This window comes from Synechococcus sp. H60.3 (assembly GCF_047462295.1).
GTDB lineage: Bacteria > Cyanobacteriota > Cyanobacteriia > Thermostichales > Thermostichaceae > Thermostichus.
This window is the reverse complement of record NZ_JANSIY010000022.1, coordinates 1,546-22,611: the sequence shown is the minus strand read 5'-3', so window position 1 is coordinate 22,611 and position 21,066 is coordinate 1,546. Positions and strand designations below refer to the sequence as shown.

The window sequence follows — 21,066 nt, the reverse complement described above, 5'->3', positions numbered from 1 at the left end:
CTTAGTTAGGCTGTTAAAATACCACACGCCCGAGCCACCGGGTGTCCCCAACGGGGATCCGTTCGGGCGGAGGCCAACCCGTAGGAGACAACCAACTCATGAGCATAGTCAGTTTGCCTCAACTGCTGGAGGCAGGAGTACACTTCGGCCACAAGGCCAGCCGCTGGAACCCCAAGATGCGGCCCTACATTTTCGCCGAGCGCAACGGCATTCACATCATCGACCTGGTGCAGACGGCCCGTTACCTCAACGAAGCCTATGAATACGTGCGGGAGGGGGCCGAAAAGGGGTGGCGTTTCCTGTTTGTCGGCACCAAACGGCAAGCCGCCGGGATCATTGCCCATGAGGCCACCCGCTGTGGCAGCTACTACGTCAACCAGCGCTGGCTGGGGGGCATGCTCACCAACTGGGCCACCATCAAAACCCGCATCGACCGCCTCAAGGAAATCGAGGAGATGCAGAGCAGCGGCCTGCTGGATCGCCTGCCCAAGCAAGAAGCGGCCCGCCTAAAACGGGAATTGGCCAAGTTGGAGAAGTACTTGGGCGGCATCAAAACCATGCGCAAGCTCCCCGACGCGGTGATCATCGTCGATCAGCGGCGGGAGGCCAACGCCGTTCAGGAATGTATCAAGCTCAAGATTCCAATCATCTCACTGCTGGATACCAACTGCGATCCTGACCTGAGCGATGTCTTCATCCCCTCTAACGACGACGCCATCCGAGCGATTAAGCTGATTGTAGGCAAGCTGGCCGATGCCATCTATGAAGGGCGACACGGGCAGCTCGACACAGTCGAAGAGGATGAGTACGACTACGAGGGGGCTATGGACATGGATCTGGAGGATGACATTCTGGAAGATATGGAGGATGAAGAGGAGGGGGACCCCGACGAGGGCGAGTGACCCTTGGGACGAGAGCAGGGATCCCGTGCGGTTCGAGTTACTCCCTGTTCATCCTTTCTCCGGAAGACTGTATCCTTAAAATCTAGATTCATCCTTTGTTCTGCTCCTGGCTATCCTCTACATCCAGCCACATCCTTTCTGCCTCTTTGTACGATGTGAGATTTGAGGAACCCTCATGAGTATTGATGCCAAATTGGTTAAAGAGCTGCGCGAAAAGACGGGCGCAGGCATGATGGACTGCAAAAAAGCCCTGGAAGAGTCCGGTGGCGATATGGAGAAAGCCATCACCTGGCTGCGGCAGAAAGGGTTGGCAGGGGCAGCCAAAAAGGCCGGTCGCGTCGCGGCTGAGGGGGTTGTCGATAGCTACATCCACTTCGGCAACCGGATCGGTGTGTTGGTGGAGGTGAACTGCGAGACGGATTTTGTGGCCCGCAACGAAGACTTTAAGAAGCTGGTGCAAGATATTGCCAAGCAGATTGCCGCCTGCCAAAGTGTGGAGTACGTCAGCATCGACCAGATCCCTCCCGAAGTGGTGGAGCGGGAAAGGGCCATCGAGATGGGCAAAGAGGATCTGGCCAGCAAGCCTGAAAACGTGCGGGAAAAGATTGTGCAAGGCCGCATCGAGAAGCGCCTGAAAGAGCTGTCTTTGATGGATCAGCCCTTTATTAAAGATTCCTCGATTACCGTAGAGGAATTGGTGAAGCAGCACATTGCCAAGCTAGGGGAAAACATCCGGGTGCGGCGGTTTGCCCGCTTCGTTTTGGGAGAAGGGATCGAGAAACAGGAAGCGGATTTTGCCGCTGAAGTGGCTGCTCAGGCCGGTCTCAAGCCGGCAGAGCCAGCGCAAGGGGCAGAACCTGTCGCTGACCAAGCTGCTGCCGAGACTACTACTGAGGTGGTTGTTCCTGAACCGGCTGCCGAGAGCAAGCCAGCCAAAAAAGGCTCCAGCAAGAAGAAAAAATAGCTCTATTGCCGAGGGATCCCTGAATTCACCCCAGTGGGCGGCAGCAGTGCCACTCTGCTTCTCCCACCATGGCAAGCCGGCTGAGCAGGTTGAGGCTTTCTGGATGGAGTTTCCCTATTTTTTGCCTTGGCACGACCAACTACAACACGCTAGGGTGACAGGCGGTCATTTTGGATCTTGGGCATGAGCTGTATCCTACGCAATGCGTTGATCCCCACCGGCACAGGCTACGAAACCACAGATGTGCGCATCGAGGGGGAACGGATTGCTGCTATCGATAAAGGGTTAACCGCAACGGGCACAGACAGCCTAGAACTGGAGGCCGGCAACCAACTCTTGCTGCCGGGCTTTGTCAATGCCCACACCCATTCTTCCGAGCTGTGGCAAAGAGGGATCATCCCGCCCTACCCGCTGGAGCTGTGGCTGGCGCAACTGCACGAGTACGCGCCGCCGGATCCGGAAAAGATCTACCTCAGCGCGCTGGCAACGGCGGTGGAGACCCTGCTCAGCGGCGGCACGACGGTGGTGGATCATCTCATCCTCATCCCCGGCCAAGAGTTGGCCACCCTCGAGGCGGCGGTGCGGGCCTATCGAGAAGTCGGGATCCGCGCCTTCATCGGTCCCCTGCTTCAGGATCAGGCCCTCTCCACCTGCCTGCCCGGCGGTTCATCCTTCGCTGGCGAGGCGGCAGCCTATCCCCTGAGCACCTCAGAGGTGCTGGCCCTGGTGGAAGAGGCGGTTGAGAAGTACCACCGCCCGGGAGAGGGCATCACCCTGATGGTGGCCCCCACCGGCATCCAACTCTGTTCTGACAAGCTGTTTGAGGGCTGCGCAGAGTTGAGCCAGAAGTATGACCTCCCCCGCCATGCCCACCTGCTGGAAACCCGCGCCCAGCAGAGGTTGGCCCAGGAAAAATACGGCTGCAGCGCAGTCGAGCACCTGGAGCGCTTGGGCTACCTAGACCGGAGAACCTCGCTGGCCCACTGCGTCTGGCTTACCGATGCCGATATCGAGATCTTGGCCCGCACCGGCTCTACGGTTGTTCACAACCCCTTGAGCAACCTACGCCTGGGCAGTGGCATCGCCCCCATCCTCAAGTACCGGCGGGCGGGGGTGAATGTGGCCTTTGGCTGCGATGGGTCAGCCAGCAATGACTCCCAGGATCTCTTGGAGGCCATTAAAATCGGCACCATCCTGCACAACATCACGGATCCCGACTACCGCCACTGGATCTCGCCCCGCGAGAGCGTCGAGATGGCCTCCCGCGGTGGGGCCATTGGCCTAGGGCTGGGAGAGAAGCTGGGATCCCTGGAGGTGGGCAAGCAGGCGGATCTGGTGCTTTACGATCTCACCCAACTGTCGCTGTTGCCCCGTACCGATCCCATCGGGCTGCTGGTGCTGGGCCGGCCCACCCAGGTGGTGCACAGCGTCTGGGTTAGAGGGAAACGGGTGGTGGCCAACGGCGAGGTAACGACGGTGGACGTGGCCCAGTTGCGGCAGGAGCTGTTCGAGCACAGCCACTGGGATCCCTTCCGTCGCTCGCAGCAGGCAGCACAACTGGAGGCCCGCTACCGCCAGGTGATGGGTCTGCCAGAATAGCCCTAGAGTTGCCGGGGCCGACCGTGGGAGGAGCAGCCGACTGGGCCAGAGCTACCGAACAGGTGAAGCAGCAGGCGCTGGCGCTGGGCTTTGACAAGGTCGGCATCGCCAGTGCGGCGGATCCCCCTGACTTGGCCGGCTTGCGGGCCTGGCTGGCCGCGGGCATGGCCGCCGACATGGCCTGGATGGCCGATCCGCGGCGAATGGATCCAGAGCGGGTGCTGCCGGGGGTGCAATCTCTGGTCTGTGTGGCCCTCAACTACTACACCCCCATCTGCCACAGTCGGGATCCGGGCAAGGGCAAAATCTCCCGCTATGCCTGGGGGCGGGACTACCACCGCGTGCTGGGGCGGCGGCTGAAGCAGCTCCACCTCTGGATGCAAGCCCAGTTCCCGGATTATCGAGGCCGATTCTATGTGGATACCGGCCCGGTGGCGGAAAAGCCCTGGGCCATGCGGGCGGGCTTGGGCTGGATTGGCAAAAACGGCCTCTTGCTCACCCGCGAGTACGGCTCCTGGGTTTTCCTGGGGGTGATCTTGACAACTCTCCCCCTGCTCCCCGACCGTCCCCATACTGCCCACTGCGGCACCTGCAGCCGCTGCCTGGAAGCCTGCCCCACCCAGGCCATCGTCAGCCCAGGGGTGGTGGATTCCCGCCGCTGCATTGCCTACCACACCTTAGAGAGCCATGCTGAGCGGATCCCTGCCGAAATTGCCCAGAACCTGCACAATTGGGTGGCCGGCTGCGACATCTGCCAAGAGGTCTGCCCTTGGAACCAGCGCTTTGCCCGCCCCAGCCGGATCCCGGATTTTCAGCCTTACCCTTGGAACATTGCCCCCGATCTCCAAGAACTAGCGCGGCTCGGCGACGAGGAGTTTGACCACCGCTTCCCCGCCTCTGCCCTGCGCCGCCTCAAGGCCCACCGGCTGCGCCGCAACGCCCAAGCTGCTCTCCGAGCCCATCCCACCTCTGCAGCCTGCAGCAACGATTTGGAAGCCCTCTCTACCTAATTTGGATATCCTTTTCCAACAGGATCTGGGGATCCCTACCCTTGGGCCTGGGCCGGCACCGGAAAACGGTGGGGCTGTTGTCTCCGGGCTGGGGACGCAAGCTAGCATACAGGTCTTATCCTCTTTTTTGGGATCCCAGTGCTGGGCTGAAGAGCGTCAGGCGTCCACGCCCTAGCACCTCCTATTGGTTTCCCCTCTTCTTAGACCCTAACCCTGCATGGATAACGATTACGAAGACTACTACCCCGGCTACCGGCAGGCCAACAGCTACAACCTACTGCAATCTGGGTGGAAGCCCCTGTACCGCCATTTCGATGCCGAGTATTTCTGGCAACTGGCGATGCAGGATCCCTGGGCGTTGGCCGAGAAATTTTTGGATGTGTGCAGCGATGTTGCCAATGCGGTAGGACGTAGAGAGTACAGCCCGCTGGCCAACTTTCTCAACTTATTTTCAGAGAACACCCGTTACGAGATCGAAGAGTTTTGGAATAGCATCACCCCACCTCTGCCCGGCCCCGACTATACAGTATTTCAAGATCAGCTCTCCACGGAGACGCCGATTCGGCAGCAGGTGAGCCGCGATCAAATTCCCATCGATTACGTTTTAAGGCGCCTGCAGGAAATGACCGTTCTCAGAGTTTTGGCGCATCTGGGGCGACCGGCGCAGATCGTGCAATTCTATATGGAGCGCTACTTCTACTATCCGGTCGAGCGTTTCAGCAGTTGGGAGGAAATCAGCAGCCCGGGCACCACCTATGCCTTCTGGCCAGAGCACCAGATTTGGCTGCAAGTTCAGACCACCCATCACAACCGTCGCCGCTACACCCTGCTGGGCGTGGATCTCAGGCCCTTAATTCGCAAGGTTACTTACAATCTGGCGGTGATGGTGAGCGGCTACCAAAGCCGGATCGGGCAAGTCTACAGCCCCTATCCAATCAGTTCTTTTCCCGCTGAAATTCAGGCCTTTACCGATCAAGTACAACAGCAGATTCTACAGCAGGAGCGATTGGCGGTCTTGGTGCACGGGATCCCAGGTACAGGTAAAACGGCCTGGACGCAAGCGGTGGCCCACGAGCTGCTGGTGCCCCTGGGCTATGTGGTGTTTATCTTGGATCACGAAGCCGTACAGGAGTTCATCGCGCCCCCCTACCTGGAGCGGGTCTGCTTGATCATCAACGAAGCCGATAACCTCGCCCAAGACCGAGCCAGCGAGGTGGCCCAGCAGAGCACCAAAACCGAACGCATCCTCAGCCTGCTGGATGGCACCCTTCACCAAAGCGTGCTCGATCCCGATTATCTCGACTGCAGGCAGAGGCTGGTGGTGTTGATGACCTGCAACACGACCGAGCGCCTGGATCCGGCCGTTTTGCGCAAAGGGCGGGTGGACTTGATCCAAGAGTTTACCCACCGCTTTGTTTGAGCTGTGTCGGCATCTACCCGGTTTAGCCGCTGGGGCCAATCTTCGATTTGGGTCGGGCTTGGGTGGGCTAGGTAGCCCGCAGTTGAACCGGCATGACCAAATAGCAGAGGCGCGTCGCTCCAATTGGCTTCCAGATGGCCGGCTGAGTGGCGCCGTTCAGCTCCAGGCTCACCTGCTGCGTATGAAACACCTTAAGGGCCTCCAGCAGGTAGCGCACATTAAAAGCCAGCTCCAGGTCAGGGCCGGACATCTGTACCGGCAGAGATTCCTCGCCGCTGCCCACATCGGGCGCCTCGGTGCTGATGCGTAGGGTTTGGGTTGCCTCAGAAAGGTTGAACTTGATGATGTCGTTCCGCTGGGCAGCAAACACCCCCACCCGCTCCAAGGACTCGATCAAAGGCCGACGCTCCAGGGTTACATGCCGCTCAAATTGCCGCGGGATCAGGCGGTTGTAGTCGGGGTACTGGCCCTCCAAAAGGCGGCTGGTAATCCGCTGCTGGCACTGAGTGCCGCCGGCGCCCAAAATAAATTGCACCTGCGACCGGTCAAACCGCAGTTCCACTGCAGAAGCGGCCGTCTGGGCAGCGAGGATGCGCTCCACCTCTCGTAGAGTCCGAGCGGGAATGGTGAAATCCAGTTTTGTCCACCCAGCAGCCAAATCAACTGGTATCCCTTCGGCCTCCACCTGAACCATCGCCAGGCGATGTCCATCGGTGGCTGCAAACTCCAGCCGCGGCGGATCCCCGGTTAAGAGCTTGACATGTACACCCGTAAGCACTTGCTTGGTGTCATCACCGGAAGCGGCAAAGAGGGTTTGGCCAATCCCTTGCAGCAAGCTCTCGATGGGCAGCTCAAGGATCTGGGCGGCCAAGCTCTCCTCCTCAGCATCGGCAGTGCGGAGCGCTATCTCGGGCAAGGTGGGATACTCTTCCGCAGGCATGCCGCGTAGCTGGTACTGTCCGGCGGCCGATGTAAGGGTCACAGCAGCGCTCTCCGGAGCTTGGCTAACACCGATCGGGCCGCTGGGCAGGCGGCTGACGATGTCGCTGAGCAGCTTGGCCGGCAGCGTGGTGCGACCGGATCCCTTCACCTCGGCCTTGAACTCGCTGCGAATGCACAAGTTCAAGTCAAAGGCCGTCAGAGCAACTCGCTGTGCCTCTGCGCTTGCCTCTACCAGCACGTTGGCCAAAACCGGCAGGGCAGGACGGCTGGCAACGGCTCGGCTAACTGCAGCAAGGTGATGGCTGAGCGCAGCTTGCTCACAGGTGAAGCAAAGACCGCCGGCAGGTAGATCGACAGCCTCGCTGAAAGACTCTGTCCCGTTGACGGGAAAGGGATACCCAGAGCTGCCGTCGCGCGGGGCAGACGCGGGCGAGCTGGCTTCGACTTCCCAATCCACAGGACGTTGAGCTTGCACCATTGGGGACTTGCGAGCTGAATATGCCTATCCTACACCGCCTGCTTCCCACGGATCCCTCCCTGCCCAGACGAGTTTTGCAAAAAAATTTTCTTCGCGCGCGCAGGATAAAGTTAAAAACCACGATCCCTACCCAATTTAATTTTTTGATCTAGTAGTAGTAGGGGCTGTGGAAACTGTGGAAATTGATCGGAAAAGCCTTGCGCCACAAGCTTTTGATCGTATTCCCCACCTGTGGAAAAACTGTGGATAACTTGGCCAATTTTCCACAAGGTATAAATACTCTGTGGATAACTCGGGGGGTTTTTCCACAAGTTTTCCACAGATTTTTGGAGTTTTCCACAAGTTTTCCACAGGCCGAGAGGATAAAAATGTTGTTATTCCCTGACAAATTCATAAAACTTAACACACAACCGGTGTAGGATGCCCTAGTCTAGTATCCCGCTGCTCTAGATGTGGCCTGGGGATCCCATGAAGGCTGGGGGCGGCCTTTGGGGGGTTTCCACAGGTTTTCCACAGGTTGCTTGGGAAAACCGTGGCAGCCTTTGGCTAGCTGGGCCCGCCAGACCAAAAGTCCGCATCGAGCTCAGGTGCGGCGGAAGCTGCTGGTCGCGAGCTCCCGTTTGGCAAGGTTACTGTCACTTCAGCTTCAGCCAGGGCAGTTTGCCTATGCTCAACTGCCCATAGCCAGACAGGGTCGCTTCTCCAGAAGCGTGGATGCCTTGTTTCAAGATGAAAACAACCGTTTGCAAACGGCAGTCAAAGGCCAATTGGCTACTGCCCAGCCGTTAGGGCAAAAGGATCCCCTGCTCAATTTCGGAGTTTGAGTCTTCAGTTACTTCTTCCGGCTGCAGCGGGGCCTCTTGGCAGCGCTCCATGGCCTGAAGTAGAAGGGCTTCCCCTTCTTGCAAGGTTTCGATGCGGCAGAGAAGGGCGCGAAACTGAGAGGCACCGGCAAAATCCTTGATGTACCAGGTCATGTGCTTGCGGGCCTGACGGATGCCACGTTCTCCCTTATACTCCCAGAGGCCTCGCAAGTGTTCTAAAGCCATTTGAATCCGATCCAGGGGGGTAGGAGCTGGTCTTTCTTGGCCGGTTTTCAGGAAGTAATCGATTTGCCCCACTAGGAAGGGGTAGCCCATGGTGCCGCGGGAGCACATCACGCCGTCGGCGCCGGTTTCCTCCAGACACTTCACCGCTGCAGCGGCCGAGAAAATATCCCCATTGGCGATTACCGGAATGCGCAGATGCTCTTTGACGCGGCGAATCCAATCCCAACGGGCTTTGCCGTTGAAGCCCTGGGCGCGTGTGCGGCCATGCAAAGTCAGCAATTGCGCTCCGGCCTCCTGCAGCCGGTGGGCAAAATCCAGAATGTTGATCTCCTGATCCGACCAACCCAGGCGAGTTTTCACCGTTACGGGCACGGACACAGCCTTAGCCACCGCTTCCACGATCCGGGCTGCTGTGTCTGGCTCCCGCAGCAAGGCAGAGCCACCGCCGTTTCTGGTAATCTTGTTTACTGGGCAGCCCATGTTGATATCTACCAAGGTCGCCCCCTCATCCACCGCCATACGGGCTGCTTCCGCCAAAAAGTGAGGTCGGCAGTCGAACAACTGAATGCCGATGGGCTGCTCCCCCTCGCCCACTTCCATGATGCGGGGTAGCTCGCGGGCATAGTGCAACCCCGTCGCGTTCACCATTTCGGTGTAGACCAAGCTTTGCGGGGCAAAGCGGCGTACCAGCCCCCGAAACACTTTGTCGGTTACTCCCGACAGGGGTGCCTGAAAGACACGACTAAAAATCTTCACCCCACCAATCTCAAGGGGTTGGGCCATTCGAGCTTGCAATTGCGGCGAAAGCTGCAGGCTCATCGGGATCCGGAGAAAGCAACCAGCAACTTATCCTTCTTTGTTGACAAAGTAAAGAAGACCCAGGATGCGCGCCCGTTTGATGGCAGTAGACAGCTCCCGCTGCTGCTTGGCGGTCAGGCCGGTGATGCGGCGGGGCAGAATTTTGCCTCGCTCGGTTACAAATTTCTTGAGCAGCTCAACATCGGTGTATTTGATCGGCTCTCCCGGCTTGATGGGAGACAGGCGGCGACGAGCGTAAACCATAGGTCAGGAGAACGGTAAAGCGGCTTGAACTACTTGATCTCTTTATGGACGGTGTGGCGGTTGCACTTGGGGCAGAATTTCTTCAGCTCCAAGCGGGCCGTGGTGTTACGGCGATTTTTGGTGGTGGTGTAGCGGTTCACCCCTGGAGAACGCTTGTTGACGTTGGTGCGGCACTCCGTACACTCCAGGGTAATGATGATGCGAGCACCCTTTGCTTTGGCCATAGTGGATCCCAAGGTGGAGGAAGTAAAAGCACTTGAGAACCCCCAACCCCAGGGGTTGAGGCTGGAGGTGGGTTCACCTCGTAAGCGCGATCACCAATTATCCAACTTTTCTTTGACGGAATCAACCCAGTTTTTGACTTGCTTGCCGGTTTGTTGTCTTAGGCTGCGGGTGTTTCGATCCACGTCCTTGCTCAGGCGCTGCATCTGCTGGGAAAGATCGCGCACTGCCTCGTTGCGTTGGGCTTGGCGCAACAGCTCGCGAGCGGCGGACTTGACGTCCTCGGCGGCGTCCCCCTCCAGGATGTCCTGCAGCAACCGCAGGGCTTTCTTATCTAAGTGGTAACCCTGCTCCGATTCCACCACCAGGGTGCGCCCGGCGCGGTCGTGGATGCTCTGGCGTTTTTCCTTGTCGAAGAAGGCAAACAGCCCATCGGCCGCCAGGGGCACCAGCAGGGCTTCTGTGAGCACAAATAGGGAGAGCACCCCCTCGCGGGCCAGGGAGCGAACCAGGTGGGGTGGGGCCTCGGTTTCGGGATCCAAGGTTTTGAGGTTCAGCAGCCATTTGCCAAGGCTTTGGCCAGCGGGGCGGGATTGGAAGTAGCCGCGGTTCACCAGCCAGGTGGCGAAGAAGGCGATGTAGCCGGTCATGTCCACGGCGCCCGCATCGGCTCCCACCAGAGAAGCCAAGCCCTGCGCCAGGTAGGAGACCCCCAGCCCCAGCCCAAAATCCAGGGCAAAGGCCCCGATCCGTTTGCCCCAGGGGGCCAGTTTGGGCAGGTTTTCCTCGGCCTGGGGCGAGCTGGCTGCTTGGGAAGCCGGTCGCTCTGCTTGTACAGGAGGCAAGGAGGTTGCCGGGGGCAAGGCGCTGAAAGCTTGCCACTCGCTGGCGTTTTGATCCAGTTGCTTAGTTTTGGGCCGCTCTGGAAATGGAGGCCGTTCAGGATAGGGTCTGGGATCCGTCATCGCAGGTTGAGGCTGTCAGTCCTATCATTCTAGCTAGCAAGGCGGGTCTAGACCCCCACCGGCAGGGGAGCAGGGCTGCGGCGCGGGATCGCGTAGGTCATCCGATCCCGGGCCAAGATTGTGTTGGGAAAAATCGCTTGAGCTTCCGCCAGCAAGTCTTCTAGGGTGATGGGAGCTTCGGGGGTGTAGCGGGGACTGAAGTGGGTGAGGATGAGGGTCTGGGCCTTGGCTTCGGCGGCCACCCGCGCGGCCATGGCGGCAGTGGAGTGCTTGGCGCGCTGGGCCAGTTCGCGATCCGCTTCGGCGTAGGTGGCCTCGTGGATGACCAGGTCAGCAGCACGGGAGAGATCGACGGCGTTGCGGCAGAAGATGGTGTCGGTGCAGTAGGAGAACTTGCGCCCTGGGATGGGATCCCCCACATAATCTCGTCCGTGGAAGTGGCGGCCCTGCCAGAAGATGGATTGCCCGGCCTTGAGCTGGCCGTAGAGGGGGCCGGGCGGGATCCCGTCGGCCTGAGCCTTGGCCACGTTAAAGGTGCCTGGCCGATCCTGTTCCACCACGCGGTAGCCGAAGGCGGGCACCCGGTGATCCAGGGGCGCGCAAAAAACCCAATATTCTGGATCCTGAAGAATGAGACCTGTTTCTACGGTGTGAACCCGGAAGGAATAGGGGATCCGCGTCTCGCTGTAGCGCAGCACCGCCTTCAGGTACTCTTCCAGGCCGGGGGGGCCGTAGATGTCGATGTGTTGGGGGGTACTGCCCAGGCCACAGGAGGCCAACAGCCCCGGCAGGCCGTAGATGTGATCCCCGTGCATGTGGGTGATGAAAATGCGGCGCAACTGGCTGGGGCGCAGCTCGTCCAGCCGCAACAGTTGGTGTTGGGTGCCCTCGCCACAATCAAACAGCCACCATTCCGACCGCTGCGGAAACTGCACCGCCACGCCAGAGACATTGCGCTGGCGGGTGGGCATGCCGGAGCTGGTGCCCAAGAAGGTAACACGAATGGCGTTGGGATCCGTCACAAGGGCAGAACGGTAAAGTTGAAGAAATGGGATCCCTAGCTTATCAACTGTTCCTGCCGCGCGCAGGGAAAAGGCGGCCCAAAACCCTTGTTAGGATGAAAAGTAAGTGTCAGCTTTCCCGCCATGATCACCTTGACCGAGAGCGCCATCCAAGAGCTAAAACGCCTGCGCAGCAAGTACGAGAAGGAGGGATCCCAGCCCATCCTACGGCTGGGGGTCAAGCCCAGCGGCTGCTCTGGCCTCTCTTACGTGATGAACTTCGAGCCCCAGGCCAACCCTGATGACCATACCTTTGACTTTGGCGATATTCGGGTGGCAGTGGATCCCTTGAGCATGACTTTGATCCAGGGCCTCACCGTCGACTTTTCCGAGGATCTGTTGGGGGGCGGTTTCAAATTCAAGAACCCCAACGCGGTGGCTAGCTGTGGCTGCGGCACTTCCTTTGCCACTGCCGAAACTGCCGCTGCCGTCGGCCATTGATCACATCCTGCCGGACGACTCTAGGCTGGGCAGGCGGAGTACAAAACACGTCCACCCGTCCTCGCTGCTGACTCGAACGTGGCCCTTGAGATGCTCCACCCACTGCTTCACCAAAGCCAACCCCAGGCCGCTACCTGGCTGGGCCCAGGGATCCGCAGTGGGCACGCGGTAGAAGCGCTCAAAGAGGCGGGGCAGATGTTCCGGCTCGATCTGAGCGCTGTTGCCGATCTTAAACTCAACCCCTCCAGGGATTGGCTGAACCCCTAGACGGATCGTGCCACCTGGCTGGGTAAACTTGCAGGCATTGTCCAGCAGTTCTTTGAGGATCTGGGTCAGGAGCTGCGGATGGCTGTAAAACCGCCAGGGGGAGGGGGGCAGATCCACCACCTGCAGCGTGAGGGAGCGGGCCTGGGTGCATTGCTGCGCTGACTCGATCAAGCTGTGCCAGAGGTGGGGCAGGTCAATAGCTGCAACGGCAGAGCCCAGGTCTTTCCCTTCCAGGCCCTGCAGATCCAATAGGCGGTTGATGAGCTGGATTTCGGCCTCGCACTCCTGCAGGGCAATGTCCCGGTATTGCCGCTGCTTCTCGTTGAGGGGGGTGCGGCCCAGGAGTTCCAGGGCTAGCTTGATCTTGGTCAAAGGCGTGCGCAGCTCGTGGGAGACCGTGGCCAGAAAGTGGTCTTTGAGGCGGTTGAGCTGCTCTAGATCTGCCACCTGGCAGGCCAGTTGGGCGGTGCGCTCCTGCACCTTGGCTTCCAGTTCCTGGTTAAGCTGCTGCAGACGGCGCTGGGCCTGGTTGGCTTGCAGCAAGTGGCGCAGCCGCCGCTTCAAAACCGACCAGTGGATGGGCTTGGGGATGTAGTCGCTGGCACCGGCGGCAAAGGCCTCACTGACAAAGGCTTCGTCTTCTAAAGCGGTGACGATTAAAATTGGCATGTCGGGGTTTTGGGCGTGGAGGCGGCGGCAACACTCAAACCCATCCAGATCCGGCATCACCGCATCCAGGAGCACCATGTCCGGCTGATGGCGGCTTACGACTTCTAGACAAGCCAAGCCGCTGTCCGCTTCCACAACTTGGTAGCCTTCCCGCTCCAGGGCATAGCGAGCCAAAAGTCGCTGGCTGGGATCATCGTCGACAATCAGCAGCAGTGGCTTTTCCTCGGCTCCAGAGAAGCTCCCTCCCCGCCGATCTGACATAGGCTTGGCATTAAGCTTCTGCATGGGTACTGGCAACAGGAGAAGGCCCAGACGCGGCAGCCGATAACTCCAGGGTAACTCGCTGGTACTCGGCTTCCAACCGTTGCAAGGCCTGCTTCAGGGTATCCCAGTTTACAAAAGCGGGAGAGGGGTGGCGAGAGAGGTTCTCCAGCTCCTGACACATCTGAGCTAGCGACTTGGCCCCCAGGGTGCTGCTGCTGCCCTTGAAGCGGTGGGCCAGTTGGGCCACGGTTTGGGCATCTTGCCGCTCCAGAGCCTGGCGCAGGGATCCCAGCAGGGCCTGGCTGTCTTGCTGGTAGGTTTGCACCATCTCCTGCCAGTCTTCGGGGGATCCCAGCATGCTGCGTAGGCTGGCCAGGGTGTCGGGATCCAAGGCTGGCTCCGGTTTTTCTTCCTTGCAAGAAGAAGAGATTTCCTGCAAAGCGCGCTCCAGCACAGCCGGCTGCAGGGGCTTGGTCAGGTAGCCGTCGACGCCGGCGGCCTCGGCAGCAGCACGGCTTTCCAGGAAAGCGTCGGCGGTGAGGGCAAGGATGCGCGGCTGGCGATCTGGGGGAAGTTCGCTGCGGATGCGGCGGGTGGCGGCCAGGCCGTCCAGCTCCGGCATGTGCAGATCCATCAAGACCAGGTCGTAGGCGCGCAGTTGCAGCGCCTGCAGAGCTTCCAGGCCGTTGGCCACGATGTCCGGCTGATAGCCCAGCCGCTCCAGCATTAGGCGGATGACTTTTTGGTTAACGGGGTTGTCCTCGGCTACCAGGATGCGCAACGGGCAGCGGCTGGCCAAAGGCAGCGGGGGCTCCAAGGGGGAAGTAACGGCACGCACTTTTTCCTGGCAAAGCAGAGCCCGCAGTTGTGAGGCCTTGACCGGCTTGCTCAGGGCAGGAAAAGAGCCAGAACTTGCCAGAGCCGCGCTGCGGGCCACCAGCAGCAAAGGCCTCAGGGGGGGCTGCTCCTGCTGCAGAACTTTGGCCAGGGCCAGTCCATCGCCATCAGGCAGGCTGGTATCCACCAGGGCCAGCTCAAAGGTCTGGGCCTTGGCCAGGGCTTGGGCTTCTGCTGCAGAGCTGCAGGCCGTTACCTGCATCCCCCAGGCCTGGAGCAGGCGAGCCAGGAGCTGCCGTTGGCTGGCGTTGTCTTCCACCAACAAAACCCGCTTGCCGGCTAGAGCAGCATCGAGGGCTGGGGCTGCCAAGAGGGCCGGATCCGGAACACGCAGCGGGACACGGAAACCAAAGGTGGATCCCTGGCCCGGCTGGCTTTGCACCCAGATCTCTCCGCCCATCAGTTGACAGAGGCGCTGGCTGATGGCCAAACCCAGGCCCGTGCCGCCGTAGCGGCGGCTGATGGAGCTGTCCACCTGGCTGAAAGGCTTGAAGAGGCGATCCTGCTTTTCCGGCGGGATGCCGATGCCGGTGTCTTGCACCTGGAAGCTCACCCACTGCACCTGGGGATCCCGCTCCTGGGCCTCGACGGTTACCACCACTTCTCCCTGTGGGGTGAACTTGATGGCGTTGCTGAGGAGGTTGGCCAGGATCTGGCGCAGGCGGTTGGGATCCCCCACCAGGCTGGCTGGCAAGCTGGGATCCACCCAGGCCACCAGCTCCAGATCTTTGCTCTGGGCTTGGGCGGCCATGAGATCCAAGAGCTCCTCCATGAGCTGGGGCAGGGAAAAGGGCGTTTCCTCCAGCTCCAATTTCTGAGACTCGATCTTGGAGAAATCCAAAATGTCGTTGATGAGGCTGAGCAGCACCTCGCTGCCGTAGCGGATGGTCTGCACCCAATCCCGCTGCTGCGGATCCAGGGGGGTATCCAGCAACAGGCTGGCCATGCCCATGATGGCGTTGATGGGCGTGCGGATCTCGTGGCTCATGGTGGCCAAGAATTCGCTCTTGGCGCGGTTGGCCGCCTCGGCAGCTTCCATAGCCGCCTTCATCTGCTCTTCCGTCTGCTTGGCCAGGGTGATGTCCCGCCCGGCAGCGTAGGCCAGGGATCCCGCCAGAGAGGCGCGCCATTCGATAAAGCGGTAGCTGCCGTCTTGGGTGCGGTAGCGGTTGACTAAGCCATCCAGGCGTCCTTCTTGCAGCAGCTTTTGCATCGCCTTCTGCGTGGCCAGCAGATCTTCCGGGTGCACCCATTCCCAAAAGGGGTGCTGCTGCAGCTCCTCGAGGGAACGGCCCAGAACAGTCTCCCAAGCAGGGTTGAGGCGGCGAAAATACCCCTGCTCGTCGGCAATGCAGAGCAAGTCCAAAGCTACCGAGAAGAATTGCTCCAGCTCTGCTTCGGCCTGCTTGCGGGCGGTGATATCGACGGCGGTAAACACCCAGCAAGGGATCCCGCGCAGCACCAGCGGCTGGACGAAGACGTCTTCCCAAAACTCCCGGCCATCCCGCCGTTGCCAGTGCCACTCGAAGCGGGCAGATCCCTGAGAGCGAGCTTGCTCCAGGTAGGGCTGCAGCGAGAACCCCCTTCCCTGCAGGGCCTGGCGATAGGGGGACTGCTCCAAAACGTCGAAGGCCCGCAGCTCCTCCAGGCTGGAAAATCCATAGGCGGCAAGGGCGCGCGGATTAGCCTCCAAGATCTCGCCCGTTTCGGCATGGCGAATGAGGATGGCCACGGCAGCATTTTCAAACAGGGCGCGGAACTTCTGCTCGCTCTCTTGCAGGGCTTGCTGCGCCTGCACCCGCTCCGTGATGTCGCGAATGATGAGCACCACTTCCTGCGCATTCAGAGGGGCAATGCGCACCTCCTCGTGGCGCACCTCGCCATCGATTTCCAGGCTTTGCTCATAGCGCTGCAGGGTTTGGGTGGCCAGGGCTTGGCGAATATAGGCAAGCCGCCGCTCCGCCAGGTCTGGGGGCAGGAGTTCGTGGGGTGAGCGCCCCAGGTAAGTTTCTGGCAAGCCGTAGGGCCGCACCTCCCCCCCACAGCTCACTCCCAGGCAAACGCCCTGGCTATCGAGGTGAAAGATGAGATCCGGGATGGCTGCCAGAATGGCCCTTTGTTTTTCCTCGGCCACTTTGAGCTCTAGCTCAGCCCGCTTGCGCTCTGTGATGTCCCGCACCAAGACGTAGAGCTTCTCGCTGCCGTGGGCAACGATACAGGCCCTGCGATACTGCTTGACTCCTGGCTGGGGCTCAATCTCGTACTCCAGGTATTCGGCGGTCTGGTTGGCCAGAGCCCGCTTCCCCAGAGCCTCGTATTCCTCCCGCAAAGCAGGAGGCAAAATCTCCTGAACCCGGCGGCCAATGTAGTCCTGAGGGGGGTGCAGAGTGGCGAAGTAGCGGGACGGCTTGCAGTCGAGGATGCGACCGTCGGCAGCAATCTCCAAAATCATGTCTGGGATTGCCTCGTAGAGGGCGCGATAGCGGGACTCGCTTTCCTGCAGCGCCTGCTCTCTCTCAACCTGCTCGCTGATGTTGCGGCTGGTGATGAGGATCCCATCCCCCACCGGCACCACCTGGTGGTGGAGCCAACGGGCCCGCAAGCCCGGCTGGCCGGAGATGGGAAACTCCTCTTCCAGGGGGATGCGGGTTTCCACCACCCGCTTGTATTTTTCAAAAAAGCCAGCCGTGCGGTTGATGGGCAACAGCTCGCACAGCCTTTGGCCGAGGATCTCCTCCCGGCGGCGGGAAATCAGCTCCTCCCCTTTGGCGTTGACATCGACGAAGACAAAGTCCACAATCTCGCCGGTAAAAGGATCCCGCACCGCCTCCAACAGATAAATGGCATCCAGGCTGGCTTCCAGCGCTGCGCGGAAACGGGCCTCCGGGCTGGAAGTTGCCAGCGATCCCTTGAAAATGAGCTTGAAAACTCTCTTAAAGAGAGGGATCCGCCGCCGGAGCCAGCCAAGCCCTAGAAGTGCTCCGAGAACCAAAACAATCCCCCCAAGCATAAAGCTGGCCCAGCCCGGCAGCATTATCTCTATCCCCAGCTCTTTTCTGGTGGCGGCTGCTTCCAGCTTATCTTCTGGTTTCCGCAGAATCGCTCAGTTAAGTTGCGGAAAAAAGCTGCCCTACCCTGCCCTGGGAAAAAGCTTTTGGCAAAGGAGGAAACCATGGAAGCTAGCCTTAACGGGGGCGCCAGCGGCGGTAGAGTTTTTCCAGATCTACCCAGACCATCACTACTGTGCTAAAGCCGACGCAAATGAGCAGCTCAGTGAGGGTCAGTTCTTCTGTCCCGAAAAAGTCGCGCAGGAAGGGCACATAGAGCAGGGCCAACTGCAGCAGCAAAGTGGTCAGCACCGCCCCCAGCAGGTAGGGGTTGGAAAAGGGGTTGAGCTCGATGGTCAGCTTGTCATTAGAGCGAACCGCCAGCGCATGGCCCATCTGGGCAATACACAGGGTGGTGAAGACCATCGTGCGCCAGTGAACAATGTAGGCTTCCACAATCGCCATCATGAGGATCGTCGCCAAGCCAAAGACGACGCCAATGCGCACCATGTAGGCGCCGAGCCCTTGGGCAAAGATGCTTTCTTTGGGGTTGAAGGGGGGACGCTGCATCACCCCCGGCTCTGCTGGCTCCATTGCCAAAGCCAAAGCGGGCAGGCCGTCGGTTACCAAGTTCATCCACAGGATCTGCAGGGGCGTCAGCGGCACGTCCTCTAGGCCCAGAAGGGGGGCGGCAGCCACGGTCAACACCTCGCCAATGTTGCTGCCCAGGATGTATTTCACGAAGCGGCGGATGTTGCTGTAGACCACCCGCCCTTCTTCAATGGCCGCTACGATGGTGGCGAAGTTGTCGTCTAGCAGCACCATGTCGCTGGCCTCTTTGCTGACATCGGTGCCGGTGATGCCCATGGCAATGCCGATATCCGCTTGGCGCAGGGCAGGGGCGTCGTTGACGCCATCGCCGGTCATGGCCACAAACTGGTTTTGCTTTTGCAGGGCCTGCACGATGCGCAGCTTGTGTTCGGGAGCCACGCGGGCGTAGACGTTAACCCTCTGCACCGTCTCCATCAGCTCCTCAAAGCTCAGCCGGGAGAGGGTGCGCCCATCAATGGCCTGGTTCTCGGAGTCGAGAATGCCCAGCTCGCGGGCAATAGCGATGGCGGTGAGTTGGTGATCGCCGGTAATCATTAGGGTGCGGATCCCGGCCTGCCGGCAGCGGGCTACCGCTTCCCGCGCTTCGGGCCGAGGGGGATCGTACATGCCCACTAGGCCCAGCCACACCAGGTTGCGCTCGATCTCCTCCAGGTTCTCCGGGATCCGCTGCAACTGCTGAGTGGCCACCCCCAAAACCCGGATGCCCTGAGCTGCCAAGCGGTTGTTGGCGCCCAAAATGGCCTGGCGATCGGCTTCTGAGAGCGTCTGCCAAGTTCCGCTTTTCTGGATATAGGTGCACTGCTCCAGCACCAGCTCGGCGGATCCCTTGACGTAGACGCGGTAGCTGCCCTCCTCTTGCACCACCACGCTCATGCGCTTGCGTTCCGAGCTAAAAGGGATCTCCTGCACCCGCGGGTGTTGCTCCTGCAAAGAAGCCTTCTGCAGGTTGGCCTTGGCGGCAGCCACCAGCAGGGCGGCCTCGGTGGGATCCCCCAGGATTGACCAGGTGGGGGCAGCGCCGCGCTGGGCTGAGAGATTGGCTTGCAACAGGGCATCGTTGCAGAAGACCACCGCCCTGAGAAGGGCCTGCAAATCGGGGGCACGCTGGGGATCGATGGGCTGGCCGCCGCAGTAGAAGGATCCCTTGGGAATGTAACCGCTGCCGCTGACGTGGTAGTGGCGCTCGGGGGTGAGGATGTCGGTAACCACCATTTTGTTTTCGGTGAGGGTGCCGGTCTTGTCGGAGCAGATGGTGGTGACAGATCCCAGGGTCTCTACGGCCGGCAGGCGGCGGATCAAGGCGTTGCGGCGCACCATGCGCTGGGTGCCGATGGCCAAGGTAACCGTGATTACAGCCGGCAGCCCCTCCGGCACCACCGCCACGGCCATGCTGAGGGAAGTTTCCAGCAGCGAGGCAAAAGGCGCCATGCTCCCGGCCTGGAGCAGCCCCACGATCACCACCAGCGCCACCAAGGCCAGGGATCCCGACACCAGCACATTACCCAACTGGCTCATGCGCCGCTGCAGGGGGGTGGGCTCGTTTTCTACCGTCTGCAGCAGCCTGGCCACCTTGCCCAGCTCCGTGTTCATGCCGGTGGCAGTAACCAAGAGGATCCCTCGCCCCTGCAGCACCTCCGTGCCCATGAAGGCCATGTTGCGCCGCTCGCCCAGCTCTGTGTCTTCGGGGAGGACACAATCAGCCTGCTTGGTAACCGGTACCGCCTCTCCGGTCAGGGCCGCCTCTCGCACCTGTAGGTTCACCGCTTCCGCCAAGCGCCCATCGGCTGGGATCTGCACCCCTGCTTCCAGCAGCACCCGATCCCCTGGCACCAACTGGTTGGCAGGGATCTCCTGCCACAGCCCGTCCCGCTGCACCCGCACGCTGGGGGAGGCCAATTTTTTTAGGGCCGCCAGCGCTTTTTCCGCCCGGCTTTCTTGCAAGTAGCCCAGCAGGCCATTGAGACCTACAACCAGCAAAATGGCTAGGGCATCTTTAGGAAACTCTCTCTTTTGCCAATCCAAAAGGGCTGAGATCGCCGCCACGGCAATCAGCATCAGCAACATGACGTTGCGGAATTGGTCAAGAAAGAGCTGCCAGGCGCTGCGGCCAGAAGTGGAGATCAGCTCGTTGGGACCGAATTCCCGCTGCCTTTGGATCACCTGCTGGGTAGTCAGGCCAGAATCGGGATCGGTCTGCAACTTCTGGATAACAGCGGGAAGAGGAAGACTATGCCAGGCAGGAGTAGAAACAGCGGCGGATCCAGAAGCTTGGGCCATCGCAAACACTTCCAGGGAATGGACAAATTCTACGTTAGCTCTCGAAGCTTTCCATAGAGGAAAAGGGATCCCCATTTCCCCAGTTTCGTGGCAAGGTGGGGACAGAGGCCCCCTGGAGACTGCTATGGCGAGCAAAACTCCCACTCGCGATGTTCAAGTGGCCGTTATCGGCCCCTCTACCTTGGTTCTCCGCTCTCGCACCTGGGATCGCCTCAAGTTTGAGCTGGAATACGCCCGGCAGCGGGGCACCACGGCCAACAGTTACCTCATCCAGGCCCGGCAGACCTTGCTCATTGATCCGCCGGGGGAGTCGTTTACAGACATTTTTCTGGAGGAGCTGGCCCAGCACCAGTACCTGCAGCGGCTGGACTTTATCCTGCTCAGCCACGTCAACTTCAACCGCCTTGCCACCCTCAAGGCACTTCTGCCGCTGGCTCCCTATGCAGTGGTGCTCTGCTCTAAGCCGGGATCCCTCACCCTGCGAGCCGCTTTTGAGGGCAGGGAATCCCCGCCTCCTAGCCGGGATGAAGAGGAGGCTGCCGATTTTGGCATTCCCTACGGCAATGACCAGTCCTTTCGCCTGCGGGTAATCCGGGATGGGGATTGCCTGGATCTAGGCGAGGGCCATGAGCTGCACTTTCGCACTGTCCCCACGCCCCGCCACCCCGATGCCCTCTGCACCTACGACCCAGCCACTGGGATCCTCTTTACCGACAAGCTGTTTGGTGCCCATGTCTGCGACGAGCAGGTGTTCGACGAGCACTGGCGGCAGCTTAGCGAGGATCGCCGCTACTACTTCGACTGCTTGCACCGCAGCCAAGCGCCCCAGGTAAAAGCAGCCCTGGCCAAGCTGGAGGAGTTCCCCGCCCAGATCTACGCCCCCGCCCACGGCCCCTTGGTGCGCCACAGCCTGCGGCG

At 60.3% G+C, this 21,066-nt stretch carries 15 protein-coding genes and 1 pseudogene; 7 read left to right on the top strand and 9 right to left on the bottom strand.

All coding sequences use genetic code 11. The features are described from left to right. The first annotated feature begins 98 nt into the window (after positions 1-98). From rpsB to NW841_RS04055, 5 genes and pseudogenes are all read left to right on the top strand, one after another. Positions 99-902, top strand: a complete 804-nt coding sequence (gene rpsB, locus NW841_RS04075) for a 30S ribosomal protein S2 (protein ID WP_414364901.1) — start codon at positions 99-101, stop codon at positions 900-902. A 175-nt stretch (positions 903-1,077) separates the two neighbouring features. Beyond that, positions 1,078-1,722 (top strand): annotated as a pseudogene (tsf, locus tag NW841_RS04070) (translation elongation factor Ts); the annotation flags it as partial. Positions 1,723-2,049: 327 nt separating this feature from the next. After that, a complete protein-coding gene (locus NW841_RS04065; protein ID WP_414385504.1) occupies positions 2,050-3,465 on the top strand; it encodes an amidohydrolase in 1,416 nt (471 codons plus the stop codon). An 8-nt stretch (positions 3,466-3,473) separates the two neighbouring features. Continuing rightward, complete coding sequence (queG, locus tag NW841_RS04060; RefSeq protein WP_414385502.1) at positions 3,474-4,475, top strand: tRNA epoxyqueuosine(34) reductase QueG; 1,002 nt, start codon at positions 3,474-3,476, stop codon at positions 4,473-4,475. Positions 4,476-4,692: 217 nt separating this feature from the next. Next, positions 4,693-5,895, top strand: coding sequence for an AAA family ATPase (locus NW841_RS04055; protein ID WP_414371490.1), 1,203 nt, complete (start codon positions 4,693-4,695; stop codon positions 5,893-5,895). 67 nt (positions 5,896-5,962) lie between these two features. Here the strand turns inward: NW841_RS04055 and dnaN are convergent, their stop codons facing one another. The 6 genes from dnaN to rnz all read right to left on the bottom strand — a co-directional run bounded on the left by dnaN (position 5,963) and on the right by rnz (position 11,617). After that, positions 5,963-7,315, bottom strand: coding sequence for a DNA polymerase III subunit beta (gene dnaN / locus NW841_RS04050; protein ID WP_414385500.1), 1,353 nt, complete (start codon positions 7,313-7,315; stop codon positions 5,963-5,965). A gap of 785 nt (positions 7,316-8,100) precedes the next feature. Further along, entirely contained in the window at positions 8,101-9,183 is a 1,083-nt protein-coding gene (gene dusB, locus NW841_RS04045) for a tRNA dihydrouridine synthase DusB (RefSeq protein WP_414376470.1), read from the bottom strand. 27 nt (positions 9,184-9,210) lie between these two features. Beyond that, a complete protein-coding gene (gene rpsR / locus NW841_RS04040; RefSeq protein WP_414364911.1) occupies positions 9,211-9,426 on the bottom strand; it encodes a 30S ribosomal protein S18 in 216 nt (71 codons plus the stop codon). Positions 9,427-9,455: 29 nt separating this feature from the next. Next, complete coding sequence (rpmG, locus tag NW841_RS04035) at positions 9,456-9,650, bottom strand: 50S ribosomal protein L33 (RefSeq protein ID WP_011430486.1); 195 nt, start codon at positions 9,648-9,650, stop codon at positions 9,456-9,458. A gap of 90 nt (positions 9,651-9,740) precedes the next feature. After that, on the bottom strand, positions 9,741-10,613 hold the full coding sequence (locus tag NW841_RS04030; RefSeq protein WP_414364913.1) for an RDD family protein: 873 nt from the start codon (positions 10,611-10,613) through the stop codon (positions 9,741-9,743). A 47-nt stretch (positions 10,614-10,660) separates the two neighbouring features. Further along, positions 10,661-11,617, bottom strand: coding sequence for a ribonuclease Z (rnz, locus tag NW841_RS04025; protein WP_414364925.1), 957 nt, complete (start codon positions 11,615-11,617; stop codon positions 10,661-10,663). Between the two features lie 141 nt (positions 11,618-11,758). On the opposite strand from rnz, the gene NW841_RS04020 reads away from it, so the two are divergent. After that, positions 11,759-12,115 (top strand): HesB/IscA family protein, encoded by a 357-nt coding sequence (locus tag NW841_RS04020; protein ID WP_414333417.1) that lies wholly within the window; start codon positions 11,759-11,761, stop codon positions 12,113-12,115. On the opposite strand, the gene NW841_RS04015 is transcribed toward NW841_RS04020, so the two are convergent. From NW841_RS04015 to NW841_RS04005, 3 genes are all read right to left on the bottom strand, one after another. Then, complete coding sequence (locus NW841_RS04015; RefSeq protein WP_414385499.1) at positions 12,116-13,312, bottom strand: response regulator; 1,197 nt, start codon at positions 13,310-13,312, stop codon at positions 12,116-12,118. Positions 13,313-13,322: 10 nt separating this feature from the next. Then, positions 13,323-17,204 carry a PAS domain S-box protein gene (locus tag NW841_RS04010; protein WP_414385498.1) on the bottom strand — a complete coding sequence of 1,294 codons (3,882 nt, stop codon included), beginning with the start codon at positions 17,202-17,204 and terminating at the stop codon, positions 13,323-13,325. A gap of 193 nt (positions 17,205-17,397) precedes the next feature. Further along, positions 17,398-20,148, bottom strand: a complete 2,751-nt coding sequence (locus NW841_RS04005; protein ID WP_414385496.1) for a cation-translocating P-type ATPase — start codon at positions 20,146-20,148, stop codon at positions 17,398-17,400. A gap of 124 nt (positions 20,149-20,272) precedes the next feature. Between NW841_RS04005 and NW841_RS04000 the strand changes: the two genes are divergently transcribed. Beyond that, positions 20,273-21,066, top strand: a 794-nt coding sequence (locus tag NW841_RS04000) for an MBL fold metallo-hydrolase (protein WP_414385493.1), incomplete at its 3' end; no start/stop codon positions are given.

Excerpts from the sequence above, each read along its gene's own strand:
- NW841_RS04020 (WP_414333417.1), top strand. The coding sequence starts at position 11,759 with ATGATCACCTTGACCGAGAGCGCCATCCAAGAGCTAAAACGCCTGCGC.
- NW841_RS04055 (WP_414371490.1), top strand. The coding sequence starts at position 4,693 with ATGGATAACGATTACGAAGACTACTACCCCGGCTACCGGCAGGCCAAC.
- dusB (WP_414376470.1), bottom strand. The coding sequence starts at position 9,183 with ATGAGCCTGCAGCTTTCGCCGCAATTGCAAGCTCGAATGGCCCAACCC.
- rpmG (WP_011430486.1), bottom strand. The coding sequence starts at position 9,650 with ATGGCCAAAGCAAAGGGTGCTCGCATCATCATTACCCTGGAGTGTACG.
- NW841_RS04015 (WP_414385499.1), bottom strand. The coding sequence starts at position 13,312 with ATGTCAGATCGGCGGGGAGGGAGCTTCTCTGGAGCCGAGGAAAAGCCA.
- dnaN (WP_414385500.1), bottom strand. The coding sequence starts at position 7,315 with ATGGTGCAAGCTCAACGTCCTGTGGATTGGGAAGTCGAAGCCAGCTCG.
- NW841_RS04005 (WP_414385496.1), bottom strand. The coding sequence starts at position 20,148 with ATGGCCCAAGCTTCTGGATCCGCCGCTGTTTCTACTCCTGCCTGGCAT.
- NW841_RS04065 (WP_414385504.1), top strand. The coding sequence starts at position 2,050 with ATGAGCTGTATCCTACGCAATGCGTTGATCCCCACCGGCACAGGCTAC.
- NW841_RS04030 (WP_414364913.1), bottom strand. The coding sequence starts at position 10,613 with ATGACGGATCCCAGACCCTATCCTGAACGGCCTCCATTTCCAGAGCGG.
- rpsB (WP_414364901.1), top strand. The coding sequence starts at position 99 with ATGAGCATAGTCAGTTTGCCTCAACTGCTGGAGGCAGGAGTACACTTC.
- rpsR (WP_414364911.1), bottom strand. The coding sequence starts at position 9,426 with ATGGTTTACGCTCGTCGCCGCCTGTCTCCCATCAAGCCGGGAGAGCCG.